The following is a 22220-nucleotide window of genomic DNA, read 5'->3' on the forward strand; positions in this document are numbered from 1 at the left end:
CAGGGCAACGGGGCCTCTGGCAAAGGGCTTGAGGCAACGACGAGGGAGAGGCGGAGCAGTCCTGCAGTCACCTGCGGCCCGATCCGTGCGCGCATTCTCCCATTAATGCGAGTGATTCTCAAATGCGTTCACTCATTGCCGCAGGGGCGCCGATGTGCTTTGCGCACCGTGCAACCCTGCATCGCGCTTAAACTGGCCGGCTCACCCGCCATCAACCGCACGCCACCGCGGCCGATACCCGTGGTTTGTCGTACGCAGTCAGAGATCGACGTGGAATCACCCCAATTGGACGATGCCAGCCAGCCGCTGGCCGAGGCCTGGCAACACTGCCTGCTGCAGGCCGGCCCGGCCGCCACCGCGCTGCTGCGCGCCGCTGCCATCGATGCCCCGCCCGCGCTGGCCCAGCGCTTCTATGAAGTGCTGCTGCAGGATGGGCGGGCACGCCGCTTCCTGTCCCACGAGCAGGTCAAGCTGCGCCTGCAACCGGCCATGCAACGCTGGCTGGTGCAACTGTTGACCACCGATGCCGCCGGTATCGCCACTACCGTCGCCTCACAGCGGGTGATCGGCGATGTCCACGCCCGGGTCGGCATTCCTGTCGACCTGGTCACCCGTGGCGCACGCGTGCTCAAGCACGAACTGTTCGTGCGCCTGCGCGACGATGCGCCGGACAGCGACACCGCATTCGCCGCCATCGACTGCCTCAGCGCGATCATGGACATCGCCATGGAAGGCATGACCCTGGCCTACACCCATGCGCGCGAACGCTCGACCCGAGCCGATGCGGCCTACCGCCTGTTCTCGCTGGTGCAGAACGTCAGCACCGAACGCGAGCGCCAGCGCGCATTGCTGCTGGACTGGGAAAACGCCCTGCTCTACGCGTTGGCCGGCCATGTGCAGGGCAGTGACAGCGCCAGCCTCGCCACCTCGGAATTCGGCCTGTGGTTCACCCACAAGGGCATCCCCAGCTTCGGCGAAAGCAGCGAGACCCAACAGGTCGGCCAGCTGATGGCGCGCATCGATGGCAACCTGCAGCGCGCAGACAGCGATGCTGCACAGCGCCTGGCGGTGTTGCCCGCCATCCGTGACGACCTGGCTGCCATTCGGACCCTGATGACCCTGCTGTTCGAACGCATCGGCGAACTCGACGCCGGCAGCGATGCCTTGACCAACCTGCTCAACCGCCGATTCCTGCCAACAGTGCTGCGTCGCGAGATCGAGCTGGCCACGCGCAACCAGACGCCCTTTTCGCTGCTGCTGCTCGACCTGGATCATTTCAAGGCGATCAACGATGGCCATGGCCACGATGCCGGCGACCGCGCGTTGCAGCACGTCGCCGGCCTGCTCGGCCAGCTCACGCGCGGCAGCGACTACCTGTTCCGCTATGGCGGCGAAGAGTTCGTGGTGGTGCTGGTCGCCGCCAGCGAATCGCAGGCGCAGGTCATCGCCGAAAGCCTGCGCAGGCAGATCGCGCAGTCGCCGGTGGCACTGGCCAACGGCCAGGTGCTGGCACTGACCGCCAGCATCGGCGTGGCCGGCCACGATGGCCATCCGGACTACGAGCGGCTGATGGCACGTGCCGACGCCGCGATGTACGAGGCCAAGCGCAGCGGCCGCAACCGCGTGGTGGTGGCCAGCGAGGCATTGCAGGAGCCCCCGGGACGGCGCGCACTGCAGCGATGACGGCAGGACAGGTAGAGTCGACCGCTGGTCGACTATCGCGCGCAGCGCGGGATTTTTCGCACGTTGGGTAAAGAGCAGTCGACTGACAGTCGACTCTACCGACAACCGGCACTACCGATGCGAGCGCCAGCCGCTGCTTTCACCGCCGCCACCCGCCACGCGGCCCACCACAGCAGTGCCAGCAACGCGATGCCTGCACCCAGCAGGCACACGGCAGGCCAGCCATGCCGGGCCTGCATCCAGGGTCCGGCAGCCGCACCGGCACCACTGCCCACCGCATAGAACAGCATGTACAGCGCCACCAGACGCCCATGCTGTTCTGCCGGTGCACGCAGCAGCAGCGCCTGGTTCGATACGTGCAGTGCCTGCCCACCGAGGTCGAGCACGATCACCCCCAACAGCAGCAACGACAGCGACTGCGGCAGGCCCAGCAGCGGCCACCAGGCGACCTGCATCAGCAGCAACGCGCCAAGACTGACCCGATCGGCGAAACCGCAGTCCATCCAGTGCCCGACCCGCGCCGCCATCAATGCGCCCACTACGCCGGCCAGGCCGAGCGCACCGATGGCCGCGGTGGACCACTGCAGCGGAGGCGCCGACAAGGGCAGCGGCGCCGCCGCCCAGAACACGTTGAGGCCAGCAAACAGCAGCAACGCCAGCGGCCCACGCTCGCGCAGACTGCGGTCCCGGCGCAGCATGCCCAGCATCGACCACAGCAGTTCGCGCCAGCGCGGTCGTACCACCGGTACCGGCACCGCCGGCAGGCGCCGCCACAACAGCACGGTCAAGGCCGTCATCACCGCTGCCGACAGCAGATAGACCGCCCGCCAGCCGATGGTGGCCGCGACCGCGCCCGATACCACGCGCGCCAGCAACAGGCCGATGAACACACTACCCTGCACCACGCCCACCACGCGGCCGCGCTGCTCCGGCGGCGCCAGCGTGGCGGTATAGGCGATCAGCCCCTGGGTCAGCGCGGTGCCCAGCAGGCCGGCCAGCAGCATGCCCGACAACAGCCATGCCGCAGTCCGGGCAGCCGCCAGCCACAGCAGGCCCAGCACCAGCGCCATCAACTGCAGCCGCAGCAAACGCCGCCGGTCACCGCGATCAGCCAACGGCAGCAGGCCAAGCAATGCCAGCACGCTGCCGGCCTGGGTTGCCGCCAACACTGCGCCCGCCACGGCACGGTCCAGTGCGAAGGCCTGCGCCAGCCGATCCAGCAGCGGTTGCGCGTAATAGACGTTGGCAACGCTGGCACCGGCCGCGACCGCGAGCAGGGCCAGCAATGGGCGGGGAATCAATGGAGCATTCATTATGTAGTTGCAATTTGAAACTTGATGCAGGCTATCGCCATTGGTTTTAAACTGCAACCACATCCGGAGGCCCCAGCATGCACGCCAACAGTCCCTGCCCCGTCGCCCGCAGCGCCGACCTGCTCGGCGACCGATGGGCGTTGCTGGTCATCCGCGATGCCTTCGATGGCATCACCCGCTTTGGCGACTTCCAGCGCAGCCTCGGCGCGGCGCGCAACATCCTCAGTGATCGCCTGCGCAGGCTGGTCGAGGCAGGCATCCTGCAATTGCAGCCCGCCTCCGATGGCTCGGCCTACCAGGAATACGTGCTCACCCACGCCGGCCAGGAACTGTTTCCGCTGCTGGTCGCGCTGCGCCAATGGGGTGAACGCCATCGCTTCGAGGCCGGTGAAGCGCACTCCCAGCTGATCGAATCGAGCACACGGCGACCGTTGCCCTACATGCAGCCGTGCGGGCGCGACGGTCAGCCCCTGCAGGCCGCCGCGACCCGCGTGCGCAAGCTCAAGGACGACGGGCGCGGCGCCTGATCCGCCCATTCGCGCACACCACGATCCGGCCGCGCCGGTTAGCATCGGATGTTTCCGCCGCCGGACGCCGCCGATGCCGTGCTATCGCCCTTCCCTGATGACCGCCCTGCTGCTGCCGCTGCTGGCCTGCAGCGCCGGAGCCACGCAGGCCCGCGAGGTTGCCGCGCCCGCCGACCACGTCCAGGCCGATGGCCCCTATGTATTCCGCAAGGGCACGCAGTTGCAGGCCAAGTGGATCTGCGACGACAAGGTCGAGTCGCACACGCTTGCCACGCAGGCCGCAGGCACCGATATCGCGCCGCGCTGCGGTTACGAACACACGGTGCATGTGGCTGCCCCGAATGCGCCTTCGGTTTCCGTGCTGCCGGCCGTGCCGCGCATCGTTGCGCTGTCCGACATCCATGGCCAGTACGGGCTGCTGGTGCGCCTGCTGCGCGCCCACCAGGTCATCGACGCGCAGGACCGCTGGGCATTGGGCAAGGACACGCTGGTCATCGCCGGCGATGTGTTCGACCGCGGTCCGCAGGTGACCGAGGCCTTCTGGCTGCTGTACGGCCTGCAGCAGCAGGCCGCCGCCGCCGGTGGCGCAGTGCACTTCGTGCTCGGCAACCACGAAACCATGGTGCTGTACGACGACCTGCGCTACGTCAACCCGAAGTACCTGCGCAGCGCCCAGCTGCTCGGCCGCAGCTATCCGCAACTGTATGGCGCCGACTCGGTGATCGGGCAGTGGCTGCGCAGCCGCCCGGTGCTGCTGCAGATCGGCGATACCCTGTTCCTGCACGGCGGCATCTCGCCCGAGGCAGTGCAGCTGGCGCTGGACCCGGCGCGCACCAACGCGGCCTACCAGGCATCGCTGGGCCTGCCCAAGGCCGAAGTGAAGGCCGACCCGGCCACCGCGCCGTTGTATGACGGCAAGACCAGCCCGATCTGGTACCGCGGCTACTTCGATGGGCGGCTCGACACGGCGGGGGTGCAGACCGTGCTCGACCGCCTGAAGCTCAAGCGCATCGTGGTCGGCCACACCTCGATGCCGCACGTCAGCAGCTTCCATGGCGACCGCGTGATCGCCATCGACAGCAGCATCAAGAATGGCGAGAACGGCGAACTGCTGTTCATCGAAGATGGCAGGCTCAGCCGTGGCCTGCTGGATGGCTCGCGGGTGCCATTGGCACAGGGCGAGCCCGGCCTGCAGGACTGAATGAAGGGACAGCGCGGCCGCGCCCGGCGGCGGCGCCGCGCTCCACCTTCACCCGGTTTGCGGCTACCCTCGGCAGCCGAGAGGCCCACCCCGTCCATCCGGTGGGCCTGACCGCTACAGGAGCCCCCGCGCATGCGCGTTCTGATTGCTGAAGACGACCCGGACATCGCCTCCGGCCTGTGCGCCTCATTGCGCCGGCAGGGGCATGTGGTCGACCACGTCGACAACGGCGCGCACGCCGACGCCGCGTTGGGCTCGACCCAGTACGCGCTGCTGGTGCTGGACCTGGGCCTGCCGCAGCTGGATGGCCGTGATGTGCTGCAGCGCCTGCGCCAGCGCGGCGATGGCCTGGCGGTGCTGGTGGTGACCGCCCGCGACGGTCTGGCCGAGCGCGTGCGCGTGCTCGACCTCGGCGCCGATGACTACCTAGTCAAGCCGTTCGCGCTGGACGAGTTCGAAGCACGCGTGCGTGCGCAGCTGCGCCGGGTCACCAGCAATGGCAACCCGGACCTGCGCATCGGCCGCCTGCGCATCGATCTGGCCGGGCATCGGGTGTGGATCGACGACCAGTCACTGGAACTGACCGCGCGCGAGTTCGGCCTGCTGTCGGCACTGGCGGTGCGCGCCGAGCGCATCGTCTCGCGCGCGCAGCTGGTGGAAGCGCTGTGCGACTGGGGCCAGGATCTGACCGACAACGGCCTGGACATCGCCCTGCACCGCCTGCGCCGCAAGCTGCAACCCGGCGGCATGGGCATCCGCACCGTGCGCGGGCTGGGCTACATGCTGGAAGACGCGCAGGACGACAGCACCCCGTGATCAGTGGCCCCCCCAGCCTGCGCCGGCGCCTGCTCGCCTTCCTGGCGTTGCCGATGCTGGGCCTGCTTACCTTCAATACGATCCTGGCCTATTACGTTGCGCTGGATTATTCCAATCGCATCCACGACCGCAACCTGATCGACGACACCCACTCGTTCGCGCAGATGCTGAGCACCATGCCGGTGACCAGCGACCTGTCTCCGCAGGCGCGCTTCCTGATCGAGTACGACCCCGACGGCCATCGCTATTTCAACGTCGACAGCAGCCGCAAGGGCACGCTGAGCGGCAATGCTGATTTCAGCCCGTATGCCCCCTCGCAGGATTGCACCGGGGTGCATCCGGCCCTGTATGACGGCAACCTCAACGGCCAGCAGGTGCGCATGGCCACGGTCTGCACGCAGGCGATGAATGATCCGCAGGACCGGCTTGCGGTGACCGTGGCCGAGAGCATGGCCGACCGCCGCCAGCGCGCGCGCGAGATCCTGATGATCATCATTCCGCTGATGACCATGCTGGCGCTGGGTACCGCCGCGCTGGTCTGGTTCGGCGTGACCTATGGCCTGCGCATCCTGACCCCGCTGAGGACCCGCCTGGCGCAGCGCCGCGGCGAACTGGCACCGATCTCCGATGCCGACGTGCCCGAGGAAATCCAGCCGCTGATCAGCACCATCGATGATCTGTTTGCCCGCCAGGCGGAGATGATCACCCTGCAGAACCGCTTCATCGCCGACGCTGCGCACCAGCTGCGCTCTCCCCTGGCCGGCATGGCCCTGCACGTGGACCAGGCACTGGCCCATGGTGACCCGGACACCGTTCGCGAAGCACTGCAGCACATCCGCCGGCTCAACCAGCGCACTGCCCGGGTCAGCACCCAGCTGCTGGCGCTGAGCCGGGCGCAGACCGTGCCCGATACCGTGGAGGCACTGGACCTGTGCGAGCTGGTACCGCAGTGGGTCGGCATGCGCGTGCCCGAAGCGATCCGCGACGGCATCGACCTCGGCTACCGCGGCAGCCACCAGCCGCAGCGCGTGCTCGGCAACGGCGCCATGCTGCAGGAAGCGCTGGACAACCTGATCGACAATGCCCTGCGCTATGCCGGTCGTGATGCGACCGTCACGGTCGGCGTCCACGCATTGGATGACAATGATGTCGAGCTGTACGTGGAGGACAACGGCCCCGGCGTACCGGACGACGTGATGCCGCGGCTGGGCGAGCGCTTCTTCCGCGCGCCCGGCACCACCGCCAGCGGCACCGGGCTGGGGCTGGCCATCGCCCACGAGGCGGTGGAGCACTTCGGCGGGCGCCTGCGTTTCCTCAACCGCCCTGGTGGCGGGCTCAAGGTCGCCATCACGCTGCCGCTGCTGAAGGCCCCCTGACCCGGCCCGGGGCGCTGAAAGGCTGGTGAAAATCGCACTTGCGATCCTGCCATCCCCACTGCCGTCCCGGAGCCGCCAGGTGACCGAATCGCACGACTTCTTCCTCCCCGGTGGCCCGCAGGGCGTGCTGCTGGTCCATGGCCTGACCGGCACCCCGGCGGAAATGCGCATGCTGGGCAAGGGGCTGAACAATGCCGGCTTCACCGTCCACGGCGTGCAGCTGCCCGGTCATTGCGGCACCGTGGATGACCTGCTGGCGACCACCTGGGAACAGTGGTACCAGGGCGTGGAAGATGCGGCGGCGAGCCTGCGCGACAAGGTTGACCAGCTGTTCGTCGGTGGTCTGTCGATGGGTGCGGTATTGTCGCTGGCGCTGGCTGCACGCCGCCCCGAGTGGGTGTCCGGCGTCGGCGTGTACGGCGCCACCTTCCGCTACGACGGCTGGAACATTCCCGCCGTGGCGCGGCTGTCGTTCCTGCTGCCGTGGTTCAAGCGCTTCAACATCGGCCGCGACCGCATGTTCATGGAAGAGCCGCCGTACGGCCTGCGTGACGAGCGCCTGCGTGCGCAGGTCAGCGCCGCCATGCTGTCCGGCGACAGCGCCGCCGCCGGCCTCCCGGGCAATCCCTGGCATGCGCTGGCCGAGATGCGTGCGCTGAGCAACTGGACCCGCCGCCATCTGCACCAGGTCACCGCGCCGTGCCTGGTGATGCACGCCCGCGAGGACGACGTGGCCAGCATGGGCAATGCCGAGCTGGTGATGTCGCGGGTCAGCGGCCCGAAGGAACTGGTGGTGCTGGAAGACAGCTACCACATGATCACCATCGACCGCGAACGCCGCGACGTGATCCGCCGCAGCGCGCGCTTCTTCACCGAAATCGGTGAACGCAGCGGCGTCCTCAAGGCGGTGGCCTGAGATGGGGGCACTCGCCACGCTGCTGTGGCTGGCCAATGTCGTGCTCGATACAGGTGGCCAGCTCGCCTTCAAGGCCGCTGCCAGCGACCCGCAGGATGGCGAAGGACTGCAGCGCTGGAAACACATGCTCAGCCGCCCCTGGCTGTGGATCGGCATCGCCTGCTACGTGCTTGAGTTCGTGGCCTGGATCGCGTTCCTGTCGTTGGTACCGCTGTCCAAGGGCGTGCTGCTGGGCTCGATCAACATCGTTGCGCTGATGATCGCCGGCCGCTTCCTGTTTCGCGAAAAGCTCACGCCGCTGCGAGTGACCGGCATGCTGCTGGTCACCGCCGGCGTGGCGGTGGTGGGGGCCGGCTCATGAGGCGCCTGTATGTGATCGGCTTCCCGTTGCTGATGGCCTTCGACACACTGGCCCAGCTGTGCTTCAAGTACGCCGGTGACGCCGCCTTGCCGGTCGAGGCCAACACTGCCTGGCTGCTGCGCGTACTGTCGCAGCCGTGGGTGTACGGCGCGATCCTCGGCTACGTCGGTGCGTTCTTCACCTGGATGAGCCTGCTGCGGCATGCTCCGATCGGCCCCGCGTTTGCCGCCTCGCACCTGGAGGTGATCAGCGTGCTGCTGCTGTCGGCGTGGCTGTTGAACGAACCGCTGACCCTGCACCACCTGATCGGTGCGGTCCTGATCGTGGCCGGCATCGTCTGCCTTGGCCGCGCTGAAGCCGAAGACCCGCACAGTCCCGTCGAAAGCGCCTCGTGAGCGCGCCGCGATGAGCCTGTTCGCGCGCGAACTGCCACCGACCGCTGGCCTGCCGATGCAGGCCAGCGATTTCCTTCCCGGTGGTGGCGACCTGCGCGACATCCTGGCCAGCCAGCTCGGTACACCACCGCTGCAGCTGACCTGTTCCGGTACGCACGCGCTGCTGATCGCCCTGCGCACGCTGCGCAAGCGCGCGCCCCAGCGCGACACCGTGATCATGCCGGCCTATACCTGCCCGCTGGTGCCGATCGCGGTGCACAGCCTCGGCCTGCGCGTGCAGCTGTGCGACACCCGTCATGGCCACTTCGACTTTGATCCCGGCCAGCTCAAGCAGCTGGCCGATGCACGCACGCTGGCGATCCTGCCCACCCACCTGGGCGGTCGCATCGCCGACGTCGAGCTGGCCTGCGAGATCGCCCACCGCGCCGGCGCCTGGGTGATCGAAGATGCCGCGCAGGCACTCGGCGCACGGGTTGGCAACAGCAGTGTCGGCCTGCGCGGCGATATCGGATTCTTCAGCCTGGCCGCCGGCAAGGGCCTGAGCCTGCACGAAGGCGGCCTGCTGGTCAGCCGCGATGACGAACTGCGCGCGGCGCTGGCTGGGCATGCCGCCGAACAGGTGCGTTTCAGCCTGCGCTGGGAGCTGTTGCGCAGCGTGCAGCTGCTGGGCCTGGCCGCCTGCTACCGCCCCGCACTGTTGTCACTGGTGTATGGCAATCCATTGCGCAGCGCGCTGCAGCGTGGCGATCTGGAAGAAGCCGTCGGTGACATCTTCCCGCTGGACATCCCACAGCACCGGGTCAGCCAGTGGCGCCAGAACATCGGTGCCCATGCTGCACGACGGTTGCCTGCGTTCCTGCAGGCCGGACGCCTGCGTGCATTGCAGCTGCGCGTGCAGCTGGCACAGCTGCCAGCGGTGGAGGTGGTCGATGGGCTGGCCGGTACCGGCGGCACCTGGCCGATGCTGATGCTGCTGCTGCCCAGCGAGCGCGCACGCGATGCCGCACTGGAGAACCTGTGGCCACGCGGTCTTGGCGCCAGCCGCATGTTCATACGCGCCCTGCCCGACTACGCCTATCTGCGTGGCATCGTGCCGCAGGCCGACGTGCCGAACGCGCGCGACTTCGCCGCACGCATGCTGACCCTCGGCAACAGCGCCTGGCAGACCCCTGAAGAGACCGCGCAGATCCTGCAGGCATTGGCTGACGCACAGCCTTGAAAGCGGATACCTCCGGGCGATCCGCCCATTCAGGAAGCTCATTCCTGAACGTTTTCCCCGCCCGGAAATGAAGGCTTTCAACAGGAAAGGAACGAGAAAGGCTGCCTGCCTACATTGAGCCTGCCCCGGCATCACGCCGGACGTTTCTTTCATCGACGGACCTGCCCATGCGCTGGAGCATCCTGTGTGACTTCGACGGCACCATCAGCCTCGAAGATGTCATCGACTCGCTGCTGGAGAAATACGGCCAGCCGGGCTGGCAGGAACTGGAAGACCAGTGGAAAGCGGGAAAGATCGGCTCACGTGAATGCATGCAGGGCCAGGTGCGGCTGCTGAAGCTGGACCCGGCCACGCTCGACGCACACCTGGACCAGGTAAAGATCGATCCGGGCTTCGCCGCCTTCGTCACCCGCGCCGAGCAGCTGGGCCTGCCGCTGCGCATCGTCAGCGACGGCCTGGACTATGCGATCCACCGCATCCTCGCCAACCATGGCCTGCCGCCGCTGCCGGTGGTGGCCAACCACCTGCGCTGGTGCGAAGACCACTGGGAACTGGAGTCGCCCTACCAGGCCGAAGGGTGCCGCAGCGGTACCTGCAAGTGCACCTGCGCCGCGCAGGCGCGTGCCAACGAAGCGCCGCGCGTGCTGATGATCGGCGACGGCAGTTCGGACTTCTGCGTGTCCGAGGATGCCGACTTCGTGTTCGCCAAGCGCCGCCTGATCACCCATTGCACCCATGCCGGCATCGAGCATGCCGCCATCGATACCTTCCACGATGCAATCGCACTGTTGCCGCGCTTGCTCGATGGCAGCCTGCTGCAGCCACGTCGCCTCGACGCCAGCCCGCAGCCCGCCGCACTGCCCCTGCTGCTGGCCACCGCCTGAGCACTCCCTTCCAGGCACGCCCCCCGTTACCTCTTTCGAACGTCCTTCACGGAACCGAACTGCATGAACATTTTTGACAAGAACGCCGATTCGGCTGCCTCCGACGCGCAGCTGCTGGCCGACGAAGCCCGCTACAGCTCCTTCGGCGACACCGTCCACTACGTCGACCCGCCGAAGATCTTCCAGCGCGGCGAAGGCAGCTACATGTTCGACGGTGCGGGCGTGCCCTACCTCGACCTGCAGATGTGGTACTCGGCCTGCAACTTCGGCTACAGCAACAAGCGCCTGAACGACGCGCTGAAGGACCAGATCGACACCCTGCCGCAGGTCGCCAGCCAGTACCTGCACCCGACCCGCGTGCAGCTGGCCAAGACCATTGCCGTGGACATGCACGAGAAGTTCGGCCTCGACGGCCGCGTGCACTTCAACGTCGGCGGCGCGCAGGCCATTGAAGACTCGCTGAAGATCGTGCGCAACGCGCGCGGCGGCAAGAGCCTGATGTTCGCCTTCGAAGGCGGCTACCACGGCCGTACCCTGGGTGCGTCGTCGATCACCTCCAGCTACCGCTACCGCCGCCGCTACGGCCACTTCGGCGAGCGCGCGATGTTCATCCCGTTCCCGTACCCCTTCCGTCGCCCGAAGGGCATGACCCCGGACGAGTACTCCGACCACTGCGTGTGGCAGTTCGAGCGCCTGTTCGAAAGCGAGTACAACGGCGTGTGGGATCCCAAGGTCGGCCAGGCCGAGTACGCCGCGTTCTACGTCGAGCCGATCCAGGGCACCGGCGGCTACGTCATTCCGCCGCGCAACTTCTTCACCGGCCTCAAGCGCGTGCTGGACAAGTACGGCATCCTGATGGTGGTCGATGAAATCCAGATGGGCTTCTGGCGCACCGGCAAGCTGTGGTCGATCGAGCACTTCGGCGTGACCCCGGACGTGCTGGTGTTCGGCAAGGCGCTGACCAACGGCCTGAACCCGCTGTCGGGCCTGTGGGCGCGCGAAGAGCTGATCAACCCGACCGTGTTCCCGCCGGGTTCCACCCACTCCACCTTCAACTCCAACCCGCTGGGCACCCGCCTGGGCCTGGAAGTGCTGAAGCTGGGCAAGGAAATGGATTACGAGCGCACCGTGCCGGAAAAGGGCGCGTACTTCCTCGACGGTCTGCGTGGCCTGCAGAAGCGCCACCCGGAAATCGGCGATGTCGACGGCCTGGGCCTGGCCCTGCGTGCCGAAATCTGCCAGACCGACGGCTACACCCCGAACAAGGAACTGCTGGACCGCATGGTCGACATCGGCCTGGCTGGTGACCTGCTGCACGACGGCAAGCGCATGGGCCTCGTGCTCGACGTGGGTGGCTGGTACAAGAACGTGATCACCTTCGCGCCGTCGCTGGACATCAGCTACGAAGAGATCGACCTGGCGATCACCCTGCTCGACCAGGCGCTGACCAAGGCCAAGGGCTGAGGTCGATGCGCTGCCGGTTCCCGTGCCGATGGAGATGACGTCACGCGCGTCCAGCACCGCGCTGGAACCGGCCGCGCTGCTGGAGGGCTTCCTGGCCCACCCGCCGCTCGGATTCGAGGCAGGCCGCCTTCCCAGCGGCCTGCCGACCTTCCGTGCGCCGCTGGACCTGACCACCACGATGGATGACGACCTGCGCGGCAAGCTGCTTGGCCTGCCGCTGTCGCGCCTATGGCGGCCATGGATCACCTGGAAGACCCGCTTCGTCGGTGCCACCAGCACCGAATACACCCCGCTGCCCGCGCACGTCGCACCAGAGGCATTGGCCGAGGACGTGACGCGTCACGCGATCGGCGATACGCGCCTTCTGGTGGTCAAGGACCTGGCGATCGATTCGCCGCTGCTGGACGACGCCGCCAACGCACACAGCGGTGCCTTCCTGCAGGCGCTGCTGGCACGCGGCTTCGTCGAACTGGAAGGCATGCCGCTGGCCTGGGTGGCGATCGATTTCGATTCGCTTGATGGCTATCTCGGCCGCCTGTCGTCTTCGCGCCGCAAGAACATCCGGCGCAAACTGCGTTCGCGTGACGAGCTGCAGATCGACTGCATCGCCACCGGCGATCCGGCCCTGGCCGACCCGCAGCTGCAGGCCGAACTGTATGCGCTGTACCTGGGCGTGTACGCGCAGAGCGCGGTGCATTTCGACCAGCTCGACCTGCCCTACTTCCAGCACCTGCTGGCCGACAGCCTGGGCCAGGGACGGATGTTCCTGTATCGCCACCAGGGCCAGCTGATCGGCTGGAACCTGTGTTACATCCACGCCGGCAAGCTGGTGGACAAGTACATCGGCCTGGCCTATCCGCAGTCGCGCGAGCACAACCTGTATGCGGTCAGCTGGATGCACAACCTCGAATACGCGCTGCAGCACGGCCTGAGCCACTACGTGGCCGGCTGGACCGACTCGCGGATCAAGGCCGAACTGGGCGCCAGGTTCACCTCCACCCGGCACGCGATCCATGCACGCTCCCCACTGCTGCGCGCCGCCCTGCGCAGGCTGGCCCCGTACCTGCAGGGCGAAGCTGATGGAGGCGGTTGAACGATGCCGTTGCGCTCCCCGTTGATCCTGGACCTGGACGGTGGCGTGCTGCCGCTGCCCCAGGCGCAGACCCTGGCCCTGCCGCAATGGCACGATCCACTGCGCTTCGCCTGCAGCAATGCCACCCTCGACCGTTTCGCCGCTGAAGTGCTGGCACCGCTGCCGGCCCAGCTCGGCACGGTGATGCTCGGCAGTGGCGATTTCCACCACCTCAGCCTGCCGCTGCTGCGTCGCATGCGCGCGCAGGCGCCGTTCCAGCTGGTGGTGCTGGACAACCATCCAGACAACATGCGTTTCCCGTTCGGCATGCACTGCGGTTCATGGGTGAACGCGGCCAGCAAGCTGCCGCAGATCTCGCACATCCATGTGCTCGGCATCACCTCCAGCGACATCGGCCTCGGCCACGCCTGGGAAAACCACTGGCGCCCGCTGATGGGCGGGCGGTTGACGTACTGGTGCATGGACGTGGACGTGGGCTGGGGGCACCGCCTCGGCATGGGCCACGCCTTCCGCCGTTTCGAGCATCCCGAAGCGCTGGTGGCCGCGTTCGCCGCCGAGCAGGCCAAGTCGCCGCAGCCAACCTACCTGTCGATCGACAAGGACGTGTTCGCTGAAGACGTCGCCCGCAGCAACTGGGACCAGGGCCGCTTCCAGCTGGAGCACGCACTGGTGGTGATCGAGGCGCTGCGCGCCGGCGGCCTGGTCGGCAGTGACATCACCGGGGAAGTGTCGCTGGCCAACTACCAGAGCCGCTTCAAGCGCTGGCTGTCGTCGCTGGATGGCCAGCCCGACGTCAGCGCCGAGGATCTACCGGTGTGGCAGGCGCGGCACCAGCAGGTGAACCGCGAACTGCTGGCCGCGATGGCCTCGGTGCCGACGGCCTGCTGACCGCTTCCGGTCGTGCCGGCTGCTGGCCGGCGTGGCTTCGGTAGTGCCGGCCGCTGGCCGGCAACCTCATTGTTCCCGGGCTCACGAGGATGCCGGCCAGCGGCCGGCACTACACTGGACGCCTGCCCCAGGAGCCCTCGCCATGCCCCAGACCGTCATCCCGCAACTGCGCATGCGCCATGCCGATACCACCCTGCCGTTCTACGTGCAGGGACTGGGCTTCGTGGTCGACTGGGAACACCGCTTCGAACCCGGCTTCCCACTGTTCGCCCAGCTCACCCGCGACGGCCAGACGATCTTCCTCACCGAACACAGCGGCGACTGCGAAGTCGGCGGCGCGGTGTACTTCATCGTCGAGGACGTCGACGCCCTGCATCGTGCCTTCAGTGCCGCAGGCGTCCCCATCGAACAGCCGCCGCATGACACCGAATGGGGCAGCCGTGAGATGCTGCTGCGTGACCCTGACGGCAACCGCCTGCGCTTCGCCACCGCCGCCAGCTGAACCGGGCGGCCTTGAGCTGGATATACGAAACATATACGCTTCGTATATCCACTCCTCCAGGGCCGCCCATGGGCATCGTCAACATCGATGACACCCTGCACGACCAGCTGCGTCGTGCCTGCACCGTCTCCAGCCGCTCGATCAACGCCCAGGCCAACTTCTGGATCCGGGTCGGCATGCTGTGCGAGATGAATCCCACGCTGAGCTTCCAGGACATCGTTGCCAGCGAACTCCGGGCGGCCGGCGTGCAGCCGCCGCTGCTGGCACCGGGACAGGTCTGAGCAGATGGCGATCATCAAGCGCCCCGACGAGATCGCGCTGATGGCCGAATCGGGCCGCCTGCTGGCGCAGGTGTTCGCCGCGCTCGACCGGCTGCCGCTGCAGGGCCGCAGCACCATGGAGATCAACGATTTCGTCGAACGCATGATCGTCGATGAACTGCAGGCGAGGCCGGCCAGCAAGGGCCAGTACGGCTTCCCCTACGTGCTCAATACCTCGATCGACAACGTGATCTGCCACGGCGTACCCAGCACCACCGACGTGCTGCGCAACGGCCAGATCGTCAACCTCGACATCACCCTGGAAAAGAACGGCTACATCGCCGACTCCAGCACCACCTACCTGGTGGGCGAGGTCGACTACGCCGCGCGCAGGCTGGTGCAGACCGCCTACCAGGCCATGTGGAAAGGCATCGCTGCGGTCCGCCCCGGCGCGCGCCTGGGTGACATCGGCCACGCCATCGCCCGTCATGCGCGCAGCCACGGCTACAGCGTGGTGAAGGAGTACTGCGGCCACGGCATCGGCCAGGAGATGCACGAGGAACCGCAGATCCTGCACTACGGCCATCCCAATACCGGCATGGTGCTGGAAGAAGGCATGGTGTTCACCATCGAGCCGATGCTCAACCAGGGCAAGCCAGCCATCCGCCAGCAGCCGGACGAATGGCCGGTCTACACCCGCGACGGCAAGCTGTCGGCGCAGTTCGAGCACACCGTGGCGGTTACCCACAGCGGCGTGCGCGTATTGACCCTGCGCCCCGGCGAAACGCCGTTGTGCGCGGTGGATGCGGCCTAGAGCGGACGCAACAGCAGCAGCGTGGCGAGGCAGAGCATGAAGATCGCCACGCCTGCATCCAGTATCCGCCAGGCACCCGGCCTGCGGAACACTGGCTGCAACAGGCGCGCGCCATAGCCCAGCGTGCAGAACCAGGCCACGCTGGCAGCGCAGGCACCGGCGGCGAAGGCCCAGCGCAGTTCGCCCGGGTAACGCGTGGACAGGCTGCCCAACAGCACCACGGTATCCAGATAGACATGCGGGTTGAGCAGGGTGAAGGCCAGGCAGGTCAGCAGTACCTGCCGTCCGCTGCCGCCCTGCGCCTCGGCGGCGGCCAGCGCACTGCCACCGCGCCATGCGCGCAGCCCCGCCTGCAGGCCATACCAGAGCAGGAAGGCCGCGCCACCGAAGCGCAGCACCTGCAGCAGCAGCGGCCACTGCAGCACCAGCGCGCCCATGCCACCGACGCCGGCCAGGATCAGCACGATGTCCGCGCCGGCACAGGCCAGCACCACCCTGCCCACATGGCGCTGCTGCAGGCCTTGGCGCAGCACGAAGGCGTTCTGCGCGCCGATGGCGATGATCAGGCCGGCACCTGCGAACAGGCCGGCGGCGGTAGCGGCGATCCACATCAGGACAGGCCAGGCAACGAGGGGACGCGCAGGGTGCGGCCGCCGACCCTGTTTAGACAATCTGATTTTTCTTTATCCTGTGCAGGAAAACTGAAGAGGCACCGGCATGGATCTGGTACATCCACAACTGGCCGCGTTTGCCGCGGTGCTGGAAGAAGGCAGCTTCGAGGCCGCGGCACGCCGCCTGTCGATCAGCCCGTCGGCCCTGTCGCAACGGATCAAGGCGCTGGAGGACAGGCTCGGCCAGGTACTGGTGGTACGTCAGGCACCGTGCCGCCCCACCGCCGCAGGCGAAGCGCTGCTGCGCCGGGTCCGGCCGATGCAGGCGCTGGAGGCCGAGGCATTGGCCGAGCTGCTGCCCGAGCGTGGCAGCGACGCTGCGCGCACGCCGATCCCGCTGGCGGTCAACGACGACTCGCTCGATACCTGGTTCGTGCCGGCCATCGCCGACCTGCACCAGCGCCATGGCTACCTGTTCGACCTGCGCATGGACGACCAGGACCATACCCTGCAGCTGCTGCGCGATGGCAGCGTGCTCGGCGCAGTCACTGCCGAAAGCCAGCCGGTGAAGGGTTGCAACGTGCACCCGCTCGGCGCGATGCGCTACCACGCCATCGCCTCGCCCGGCTTCGCCCGCCAGTACTTCAGCGATGGCATGCAGGCCGCGGCCCTGGCGCGCGCGCCGATGCTGGTGTTCAACCGCAAGGATGAACTGCAGTGGCGCTTCGTGCGCCGCCTGACCCGCGCGCGGCTGCAGCCGCCGCTACACTACCTGCCCTCCTCCACCGGTTTCGTCGAAGCCGCCGCGTGCGGACTCGGCTGGGGCATGGCCCCGGAAACCCTGGTCGCGCCCGCCGTGCGCGCCGGCCGCGTGGTGGTACTGGAACCCCGCCGCTGGCTCGATGTGCCGTTGTACTGGCAGCATGCCGCCGTACGCTCAAGCACGCTGCAGCACATCACCCAGGCGCTGCGCACTGCGGCCAGCGGCACCCTTCGTTGAGGACAAACCGATGACCGCAGACCCGGGCTTCACGCCGCACGCACTACCGTTTGCGCACTTCTTCACCATTGGGACGGCATGGGCGTGATCGGCCGACGTACAAGGATGCACGGCGCGAAGGCCGCGCTGGCTCTGGCAGCCTGCCTGCCACTGGCTGTGCCGGCGCAGAGCCTCACCGATGCACCCGCATTGGACTGGGAACAGGCACGGCAGCGCCTGGAGCAGGTCTCCGATGCACTGGCCGCCGCTGATGCAGCGGTGCGCAACAAGCAGGACCTGCAGGACGCCACCCGCCTGCTGCGCCTGCCGGAGATCACCGGCGAAGTGCGCCGACTGCAGTTCCAGAAGACCCTCACCCTGCCACTGGGTTCGCTGGCACCGGTGGCCGAGGCCTATGGCATCGACTCGCCGCTGTCGTTCACCGAACGCGACTGGCGTACCCGCCCGGTGGTGACCGCGGTGCTGCCGCTGTACACCGGCGGTGTGATTCCGGCCGCGCAACGTGCGGCCAGCGCCGCCCACGAACAGGCCAGTGCCGAGCGCGAAGCACAGCGCCAATCGTTGACCGTGCAGCTGGCCCAGGCCTATTTCGGCCAGCGCCTGGCCGAGCAGGCGGTGGACGTGCGCCGCGACGTGCGCGATGGCCTCAACCGCCACCTGTCCGACGCAGAGAAACTGGAACGCGAGGGCTTCGCCACCCGCGCGCAGCGCCTGCAGGCCACCGTGGCCCGCGACAAGGCCGAGCGCGAATACCAGAAGACAGTGAACGACCTGGCCACGCTGAAGGCCGCACTGGCCACGCTGCTGCGCAGTGGTGGCGAGGTGCAGCCGGTGTCGCCGCTGTTCGTGCAGCGCGTGCCGCTGGAACCGGTGGGCAGCTTCGAGCGAACGGCGCAGGCGCGCCAGCCGCAGATCGCACGCCTGCGGGCGATGGTGGCGCAGGCCGAACAGGGCGTGCGCGTGCAGCAGGCCAAGCTGAAGCCGCAGATCTTTGCCTTCGGCCAGTACGACTTCCGCCGCCGCGACGAAATGCTGACCGATCCGGACTGGGCGTTTGGCATCGGCCTGAAGTACACCTTCCTGTCGCCGAATTCGCGGCCGGCGCAGATCAGCGCCGCGCGTGCGCAGCAGGACCAGGCCGAAGCGGGCCTGCGCGAGGCCGAGAACCAGGTCGCGCTGGGCGTGCGCAAGGCCTGGAACGAACTGGAAACCGCGCGCCAGCAGTACGTGCTGCTCGACAGCAGCATTGCCCAGGCACAGGAAAACCTGCGCCTGCAGGAGCTGGCGTTCCGCGAAGGCCAGGCCACCTCGCTGGATGTGATCGACGCACGGCTCGGCCTCGGCGGCGCCCGCGTCGAGCGCGCACAGGCCGCCTACCAATACGATATTGCGCTGGCACAGTTGCTGGAGGTCAGTGGACAGATGGACCGTTTCGAAGAGTTCCGGCGGCGTGCGGACGAGGTGATCGACCATGAGTGATGTGCTGCACGACGATGCGACGACGCCCCCGGGCAAGCGCCGGTTGGGACCGATCCTGATAGTGGTGCTGCTGGTCGTGGTGGTGCTGGGCCTGTGGCTGGCCTGGCGCAGCCCAGGCGACCAGATCCAGGGCATGGCCGATGCGGACACGATCAACGTGGCCGCCAAGATCACCGCGCGCGTGGCCGAGCTGAAGGTGCGCGAGGGTGACCGCGTGCAGCCCGGGCAGGTGCTGTTCCTGCTCGACAGCCCGGAAGTGGCCGCCAAGGAACAGCAGGCGCACGGCGCATTGGCCGCCGCACAGGCGGTGGCCGACAAGGCCGACGAAGGCGCGCGCAGCGAAGACATCCGCGCCGCCGAAGCCAACTGGAAGCGGGCCGAAGCCGGTGCGACGCTGGCCGAAGCCACCTACCAGCGCGTGCAGAACCTGTTCAACGAAGGGGTGATGACCCGGCAGAAGCGCGATGAAGCGCATGCCCAGGCCACCAGTTCGCGTGAACTGGCCCGTGCCGCCCGCGCGCAGTACGACATGGCGTTGGCCGGCGCGCGCGAGCAGGACAAGCGTGCCGCGCAGGGCCAGGTGCAACAGGCAGAGGGGGCGGTGGCCGAAGTCAACGCCGCGCGTGTCGAAGTGGAAGGGCGCGCGCCGGTGGCCGGCGAGATCAACAAGCGCATGGCCGACCCGGGCGAACTGGTGCCGGCCGGCTACCCCGTGTTCACTCTGGTCGACATCGACCGCATGTGGGTAGCGATGAACCTGCGCGAATCGCAGATGCAGGGCCTGAAGGTCGGCAGCAAGCTGCGGGGCAGCGTGCCGGCGCTTGGCCAGGAAGGCGAGTTCGAGGTCTATTTCATCAATCCGGCCGGTGACTATGCGACCTGGCGGACCACCCGCCAGTCGTCCGGCTACGACGTCCGCAGCTTCGAGGTGCGGGTGCGCCCGGTACGCCGCATCGAGGGCTTCCGCCCCGGCATGAGCGTGCTGTTCGCATGGCCCCAGCACTGAGCCCCGACAGCAGCGGCTTCGCCGTCAGCTGGCGGCGCGAGCTGCGGTCACTGCGCGGCAACCGCGCCGACCTGCTGCTGGTCACCCTGCTGCCCCTGCTGATGCTGGCCGTGATGGCGTGGATGTTCACCCCCTCGGTGATGCGCGACATCCCGATCGCCGTGGTCGACCTCGACCACAGCAGCGACAGCCGCCTGCTGCTGCGCATGCTCGATGCAAGCCCCGGCGTGCGCATCGCCAGCCAGCCGGTGGACCTGGAAGACGCACGTTCGCAGCTGCGTCGGCTGGATGTGTTCGCCATCGTACTGGTGCCGCGCGATGTCACCCGGCAGGCATTGCGTGGACGCCAGGGCACCGTGTTCGCCTATTACAACGCCACCTACATGACCACCGGCCAGTCCGCGGCGCGCGATATCGGCGACGCGGTCTCGGCCTGGAACGCGCGCCTGCTGCGCGAGCGCATCGGCCTGCAGGTCGGCCCGGCCAAGCTGCGTGCGGCACCGATCGCGGTGCAGTCGGACATCCTGTACAACCCAGCGCGCAGCTACGAGCTGTTCCTGCTGCCGCTGATCTTCCCGGCGGTGCTGTCGCTGGTGCTGGCACTTGCGGTGGCCGGCAGCCTCGGCCGCGAAATCCGCGACGGCACCCTGCCCGCCTGGCTGGGCCGCACGCCGTGGGCTGCGATTGCCGGCAAGGTCGCGCCGTACATCCTGCTGTTCTCGCTGTATGGCGCGCTCGGCATCGGTTACCTGGCCTGGCTGCGTGGCGATGGTATCGCCGGCAGCGTGCTCCTGCTGCTGCTCGCACAACCCCTGTTCTATCTGGCCACCGCCGCCTACGCGCTGTTCTTCGTCGGCGTCACCCGCGACATGGGCACCGCGCTGTCCGCGGTCGGCCTCAGCATCGGCACCGCACTGGCGTTCTCCAGCGCCACCTTCCCGGTGCTGGATGGCCCCCTGTTCACCCGCATCTGGCATCAGCTGCTGCCGCTCAGCGCCTACATCAAGCTGCAGACCCAGCAGCAGTTCATCGGTTCGCCGCTGCAGGTTTCGGTATGGCCGCTGGCCACGTTGCTGCTGATGTCAGTGGTGGCCGGCGGCATCGGTGGACTGCGCCTGATCGCTTTCGCGCGTACGCCCGAGGCCGCGCAACCGGCGGGGGCCGACGCATGAGCGCACTCTGGCGCAGCCTGCGGCAGACCCTGATGGCGGTGCTGTGCGACCGCTATGCGATCGTGGTGATGGTCGGCGCGGTAATCCTGTACTCGTTCTTCTACCCGGCCGCGTATCGCCACCAGGTGGCCGGCAACCTGCCGGTGCTGGTGGTGGATGAAGACCACAGCGCGACCAGCCGCGAGCTGCTGCGCAAGCTCGATGCACTCCGTGTTGCGCGCGTGGTCGGACAACCGGCAGACATCGACAGCGCGCGCCAGCAGCTGGAAGCCGGCCACGCCGAAGGCATCGTGCTGATCCCGGCCAACCTGGAGCGCGACATCCTGCGCGGCCATCCGGCCAAGCTGGTGCTGCTCGGCAACGGCGCCTACCTGGGCCGTGCCAGTTGGGTGCTGGGCAGCGTGGCCGATGCACTGGGCGCGTTCGGACGTGATGCCGTGGTCGGCCAGGCCGCCTTCATGGGCGCACCGCAGGCACCACCGGTCACGCTGGTGCAGCGCCCGCTGTACAACACCCAGGAAGGCTACGGCAGCGCCATCGTGCCGGGAGTGGCCGAGCTGATCGTGCACCAGACCCTGCTGATGGGCATCGGCGTCCTGCTCGGTGGCCGTCGTCTCGCACTCGGCCGGCGCCTGCGCTTCGACCTGCCGACCCTGGCCGGCATGGCACTGGGCTTCGGCCTGATCGGCCTGTTTGGCCTGTTCTATTACGCCGGCTTCACCGCCTGGGTGCAGGACTACCCGCGCGGCGGCAATCCGCTGGGCCAGCTGCTGGGCGGCACCTTGTTCATCGCCGCCACCGTGGCCTTCGGTCTGTTCGTCGGCAGCTTTTTCCGCACCCGCGAACGCGCCTTCCAGTACATCATCGCCACCTCGATCCCGCTGTTCTTCCTGGCCAACCTGTCGTGGCCGGCAGTGATGACGCCACAACCGCTGGTCTGGCTGGCGCAGCTGCTGCCGACCACCTCGGGCATCAACCTGATGGTGCGCCTGAACCAGATGGACGCCAGCCTGGCCGAAGTCAGCCACGAACTGATCACCCTCACCGTCCTGCTTGTGCTCTACGGCAGCCTTGCCAGCTGGCGCCTCCTCGCAAAAAAGGGGACGGAGGGGATTAAGTCGTAAGCGGCCGGTTTGGGGAATTACGACTTAATCCCCTCCGTCCCCTTTTCCTGCAACGAAGAACGCCGGCGCGAGGCCGGCGTTCGGATACTGCATCGTGGAAGGGCCAACCAGGTCGG

General features: G+C 67.8%; 23 protein-coding genes. 21 read left to right on the forward strand and 2 right to left on the reverse strand.

The annotated features are described in order from the left end of the window. Positions 1-270 precede the first annotated feature (270 nt). Entirely contained in the window at positions 271-1683 is a 1413-nt protein-coding gene (locus tag VPH47_RS14750) for a diguanylate cyclase (protein ID WP_368851121.1), read from the forward strand. Between the two features lie 95 nt (positions 1684-1778). On the opposite strand, the gene VPH47_RS14755 is transcribed toward VPH47_RS14750, so the two are convergent. Then, entirely contained in the window at positions 1779-2996 is a 1218-nt protein-coding gene (locus tag VPH47_RS14755) for an MFS transporter (protein ID WP_368851122.1), read from the reverse strand. A 77-nt stretch (positions 2997-3073) separates the two neighbouring features. On the opposite strand from VPH47_RS14755, the gene VPH47_RS14760 reads away from it, so the two are divergent. From VPH47_RS14760 to map, 15 genes are all read left to right on the forward strand, one after another. Next, complete coding sequence (locus VPH47_RS14760; protein ID WP_110711659.1) at positions 3074-3523, forward strand: helix-turn-helix domain-containing protein; 450 nt, start codon at positions 3074-3076, stop codon at positions 3521-3523. A 73-nt stretch (positions 3524-3596) separates the two neighbouring features. Further along, positions 3597-4724, forward strand: coding sequence for a metallophosphoesterase (locus tag VPH47_RS14765; protein WP_110711658.1), 1128 nt, complete (start codon positions 3597-3599; stop codon positions 4722-4724). A 132-nt stretch (positions 4725-4856) separates the two neighbouring features. Continuing rightward, entirely contained in the window at positions 4857-5540 is a 684-nt protein-coding gene (locus VPH47_RS14770) for a response regulator (protein ID WP_005408670.1), read from the forward strand. Beyond that, positions 5537-6916 (forward strand): sensor histidine kinase, encoded by a 1380-nt coding sequence (locus tag VPH47_RS14775; RefSeq protein ID WP_368851123.1) that lies wholly within the window; start codon positions 5537-5539, stop codon positions 6914-6916. Before VPH47_RS14770 ends, VPH47_RS14775 begins: the two co-directional genes overlap by 4 nt. 79 nt (positions 6917-6995) lie before the next feature. After that, positions 6996-7832, forward strand: a complete 837-nt coding sequence (locus VPH47_RS14780; protein WP_368851124.1) for an alpha/beta hydrolase — start codon at positions 6996-6998, stop codon at positions 7830-7832. 1 nt (position 7833) lies between these two features. Then, the gene (locus VPH47_RS14785) at positions 7834-8193 is read left to right on the forward strand and encodes an EamA family transporter (RefSeq protein WP_006425769.1); all 360 of its coding nucleotides are present in this window, start codon (positions 7834-7836) and stop codon (positions 8191-8193) included. Then, positions 8190-8588: a multidrug efflux SMR transporter gene (locus VPH47_RS14790; protein ID WP_197610304.1), complete on the forward strand. Its 399-nt coding sequence runs from the start codon at positions 8190-8192 to the stop codon at positions 8586-8588. The genes VPH47_RS14785 and VPH47_RS14790 overlap by 4 nt, the downstream gene beginning before the upstream one ends. Positions 8589-8598: 10 nt before the next feature. Beyond that, on the forward strand, positions 8599-9807 hold the full coding sequence (locus tag VPH47_RS14795; protein WP_368851125.1) for a DegT/DnrJ/EryC1/StrS family aminotransferase: 1209 nt from the start codon (positions 8599-8601) through the stop codon (positions 9805-9807). Positions 9808-9974: 167 nt separating this feature from the next. Beyond that, positions 9975-10691, forward strand: coding sequence for an MtnX-like HAD-IB family phosphatase (locus tag VPH47_RS14800; protein ID WP_368851127.1), 717 nt, complete (start codon positions 9975-9977; stop codon positions 10689-10691). Positions 10692-10754: 63 nt separating this feature from the next. Continuing rightward, positions 10755-12155, forward strand: a complete 1401-nt coding sequence (locus VPH47_RS14805; RefSeq protein WP_014036434.1) for an aspartate aminotransferase family protein — start codon at positions 10755-10757, stop codon at positions 12153-12155. 28 nt (positions 12156-12183) lie between these two features. Continuing rightward, on the forward strand, positions 12184-13248 hold the full coding sequence (locus VPH47_RS14810) for a GNAT family N-acetyltransferase (protein ID WP_149908612.1): 1065 nt from the start codon (positions 12184-12186) through the stop codon (positions 13246-13248). Between the two features lie 3 nt (positions 13249-13251). Next, positions 13252-14136 (forward strand): arginase family protein, encoded by an 885-nt coding sequence (locus VPH47_RS14815; RefSeq protein WP_110711652.1) that lies wholly within the window; start codon positions 13252-13254, stop codon positions 14134-14136. Between the two features lie 142 nt (positions 14137-14278). Continuing rightward, positions 14279-14638 (forward strand): bleomycin resistance protein, encoded by a 360-nt coding sequence (locus tag VPH47_RS14820; protein WP_368851128.1) that lies wholly within the window; start codon positions 14279-14281, stop codon positions 14636-14638. Positions 14639-14706: 68 nt separating this feature from the next. After that, the gene (locus tag VPH47_RS14825) at positions 14707-14919 is read left to right on the forward strand and encodes a ParD-like family protein (RefSeq protein WP_005415768.1); all 213 of its coding nucleotides are present in this window, start codon (positions 14707-14709) and stop codon (positions 14917-14919) included. A gap of 10 nt (positions 14920-14929) precedes the next feature. Next, positions 14930-15712 (forward strand): type I methionyl aminopeptidase, encoded by a 783-nt coding sequence (gene map / locus VPH47_RS14830; RefSeq protein ID WP_368851594.1) that lies wholly within the window; start codon positions 14930-14932, stop codon positions 15710-15712. Here map and VPH47_RS14835 read toward each other — a convergent pair. Next, the gene (locus VPH47_RS14835; protein ID WP_153856854.1) at positions 15709-16323 is read right to left on the reverse strand and encodes a LysE/ArgO family amino acid transporter; all 615 of its coding nucleotides are present in this window, start codon (positions 16321-16323) and stop codon (positions 15709-15711) included. The two genes, map and VPH47_RS14835, sit on opposite strands and share 4 nt — an antisense overlap. A 106-nt stretch (positions 16324-16429) precedes the next feature. Here VPH47_RS14835 and VPH47_RS14840 point away from each other — a divergent pair, with 106 nt between their 5' ends. From VPH47_RS14840 to VPH47_RS14860, 5 genes are all read left to right on the forward strand, one after another. Next, positions 16430-17323 carry a LysR family transcriptional regulator ArgP gene (locus tag VPH47_RS14840; RefSeq protein WP_071228490.1) on the forward strand — a complete coding sequence of 298 codons (894 nt, stop codon included), beginning with the start codon at positions 16430-16432 and terminating at the stop codon, positions 17321-17323. A 78-nt stretch (positions 17324-17401) separates the two neighbouring features. Next, positions 17402-18802, forward strand: coding sequence for a TolC family protein (locus VPH47_RS14845; RefSeq protein ID WP_368851129.1), 1401 nt, complete (start codon positions 17402-17404; stop codon positions 18800-18802). After that, on the forward strand, positions 18795-19808 hold the full coding sequence (locus VPH47_RS14850; protein ID WP_110711647.1) for an HlyD family secretion protein: 1014 nt from the start codon (positions 18795-18797) through the stop codon (positions 19806-19808). The genes VPH47_RS14845 and VPH47_RS14850 overlap by 8 nt, the downstream gene beginning before the upstream one ends. Then, complete coding sequence (locus VPH47_RS14855) at positions 19793-20980, forward strand: ABC transporter permease (protein WP_368851130.1); 1188 nt, start codon at positions 19793-19795, stop codon at positions 20978-20980. Before VPH47_RS14850 ends, VPH47_RS14855 begins: the two co-directional genes overlap by 16 nt. Further along, positions 20977-22104, forward strand: a complete 1128-nt coding sequence (locus VPH47_RS14860; protein WP_164160801.1) for an ABC transporter permease — start codon at positions 20977-20979, stop codon at positions 22102-22104. The genes VPH47_RS14855 and VPH47_RS14860 overlap by 4 nt, the downstream gene beginning before the upstream one ends. The last annotated feature ends 116 nt before the right edge of the window (positions 22105-22220 follow it).

The organism is Stenotrophomonas sp. WED208, from assembly GCF_040984485.1.
Classification (GTDB): Bacteria; Pseudomonadota; Gammaproteobacteria; order Xanthomonadales; family Xanthomonadaceae; genus Stenotrophomonas; species Stenotrophomonas riyadhensis.

What these genes read in the sequence shown, in the direction of transcription:
- VPH47_RS14760 (WP_110711659.1), top strand. Translation starts at nt 3,074, where the DNA reads ATGCACGCCAACAGTCCCTGCCCCGTCGCCCGCAGCGCCGACCTGCTC.
- VPH47_RS14860 (WP_164160801.1), top strand. Translation starts at nt 20,977, where the DNA reads ATGAGCGCACTCTGGCGCAGCCTGCGGCAGACCCTGATGGCGGTGCTG.
- VPH47_RS14815 (WP_110711652.1), top strand. Translation starts at nt 13,252, where the DNA reads ATGCCGTTGCGCTCCCCGTTGATCCTGGACCTGGACGGTGGCGTGCTG.
- VPH47_RS14755 (WP_368851122.1), bottom strand. Translation starts at nt 2,996, where the DNA reads ATGAATGCTCCATTGATTCCCCGCCCATTGCTGGCCCTGCTCGCGGTC.
- VPH47_RS14785 (WP_006425769.1), top strand. Translation starts at nt 7,834, where the DNA reads ATGGGGGCACTCGCCACGCTGCTGTGGCTGGCCAATGTCGTGCTCGAT.
- VPH47_RS14835 (WP_153856854.1), bottom strand. Translation starts at nt 16,323, where the DNA reads ATGTGGATCGCCGCTACCGCCGCCGGCCTGTTCGCAGGTGCCGGCCTG.
- VPH47_RS14805 (WP_014036434.1), top strand. Translation starts at nt 10,755, where the DNA reads ATGAACATTTTTGACAAGAACGCCGATTCGGCTGCCTCCGACGCGCAG.
- VPH47_RS14765 (WP_110711658.1), top strand. Translation starts at nt 3,597, where the DNA reads ATGCCGTGCTATCGCCCTTCCCTGATGACCGCCCTGCTGCTGCCGCTG.
- VPH47_RS14825 (WP_005415768.1), top strand. Translation starts at nt 14,707, where the DNA reads ATGGGCATCGTCAACATCGATGACACCCTGCACGACCAGCTGCGTCGT.
- VPH47_RS14840 (WP_071228490.1), top strand. Translation starts at nt 16,430, where the DNA reads ATGGATCTGGTACATCCACAACTGGCCGCGTTTGCCGCGGTGCTGGAA.
- VPH47_RS14845 (WP_368851129.1), top strand. Translation starts at nt 17,402, where the DNA reads ATGGGCGTGATCGGCCGACGTACAAGGATGCACGGCGCGAAGGCCGCG.
- VPH47_RS14800 (WP_368851127.1), top strand. Translation starts at nt 9,975, where the DNA reads ATGCGCTGGAGCATCCTGTGTGACTTCGACGGCACCATCAGCCTCGAA.
- VPH47_RS14850 (WP_110711647.1), top strand. Translation starts at nt 18,795, where the DNA reads ATGAGTGATGTGCTGCACGACGATGCGACGACGCCCCCGGGCAAGCGC.
- VPH47_RS14820 (WP_368851128.1), top strand. Translation starts at nt 14,279, where the DNA reads ATGCCCCAGACCGTCATCCCGCAACTGCGCATGCGCCATGCCGATACC.
- VPH47_RS14790 (WP_197610304.1), top strand. Translation starts at nt 8,190, where the DNA reads ATGAGGCGCCTGTATGTGATCGGCTTCCCGTTGCTGATGGCCTTCGAC.
- VPH47_RS14810 (WP_149908612.1), top strand. Translation starts at nt 12,184, where the DNA reads ATGGAGATGACGTCACGCGCGTCCAGCACCGCGCTGGAACCGGCCGCG.
- VPH47_RS14855 (WP_368851130.1), top strand. Translation starts at nt 19,793, where the DNA reads ATGGCCCCAGCACTGAGCCCCGACAGCAGCGGCTTCGCCGTCAGCTGG.
- VPH47_RS14795 (WP_368851125.1), top strand. Translation starts at nt 8,599, where the DNA reads ATGAGCCTGTTCGCGCGCGAACTGCCACCGACCGCTGGCCTGCCGATG.
- VPH47_RS14770 (WP_005408670.1), top strand. Translation starts at nt 4,857, where the DNA reads ATGCGCGTTCTGATTGCTGAAGACGACCCGGACATCGCCTCCGGCCTG.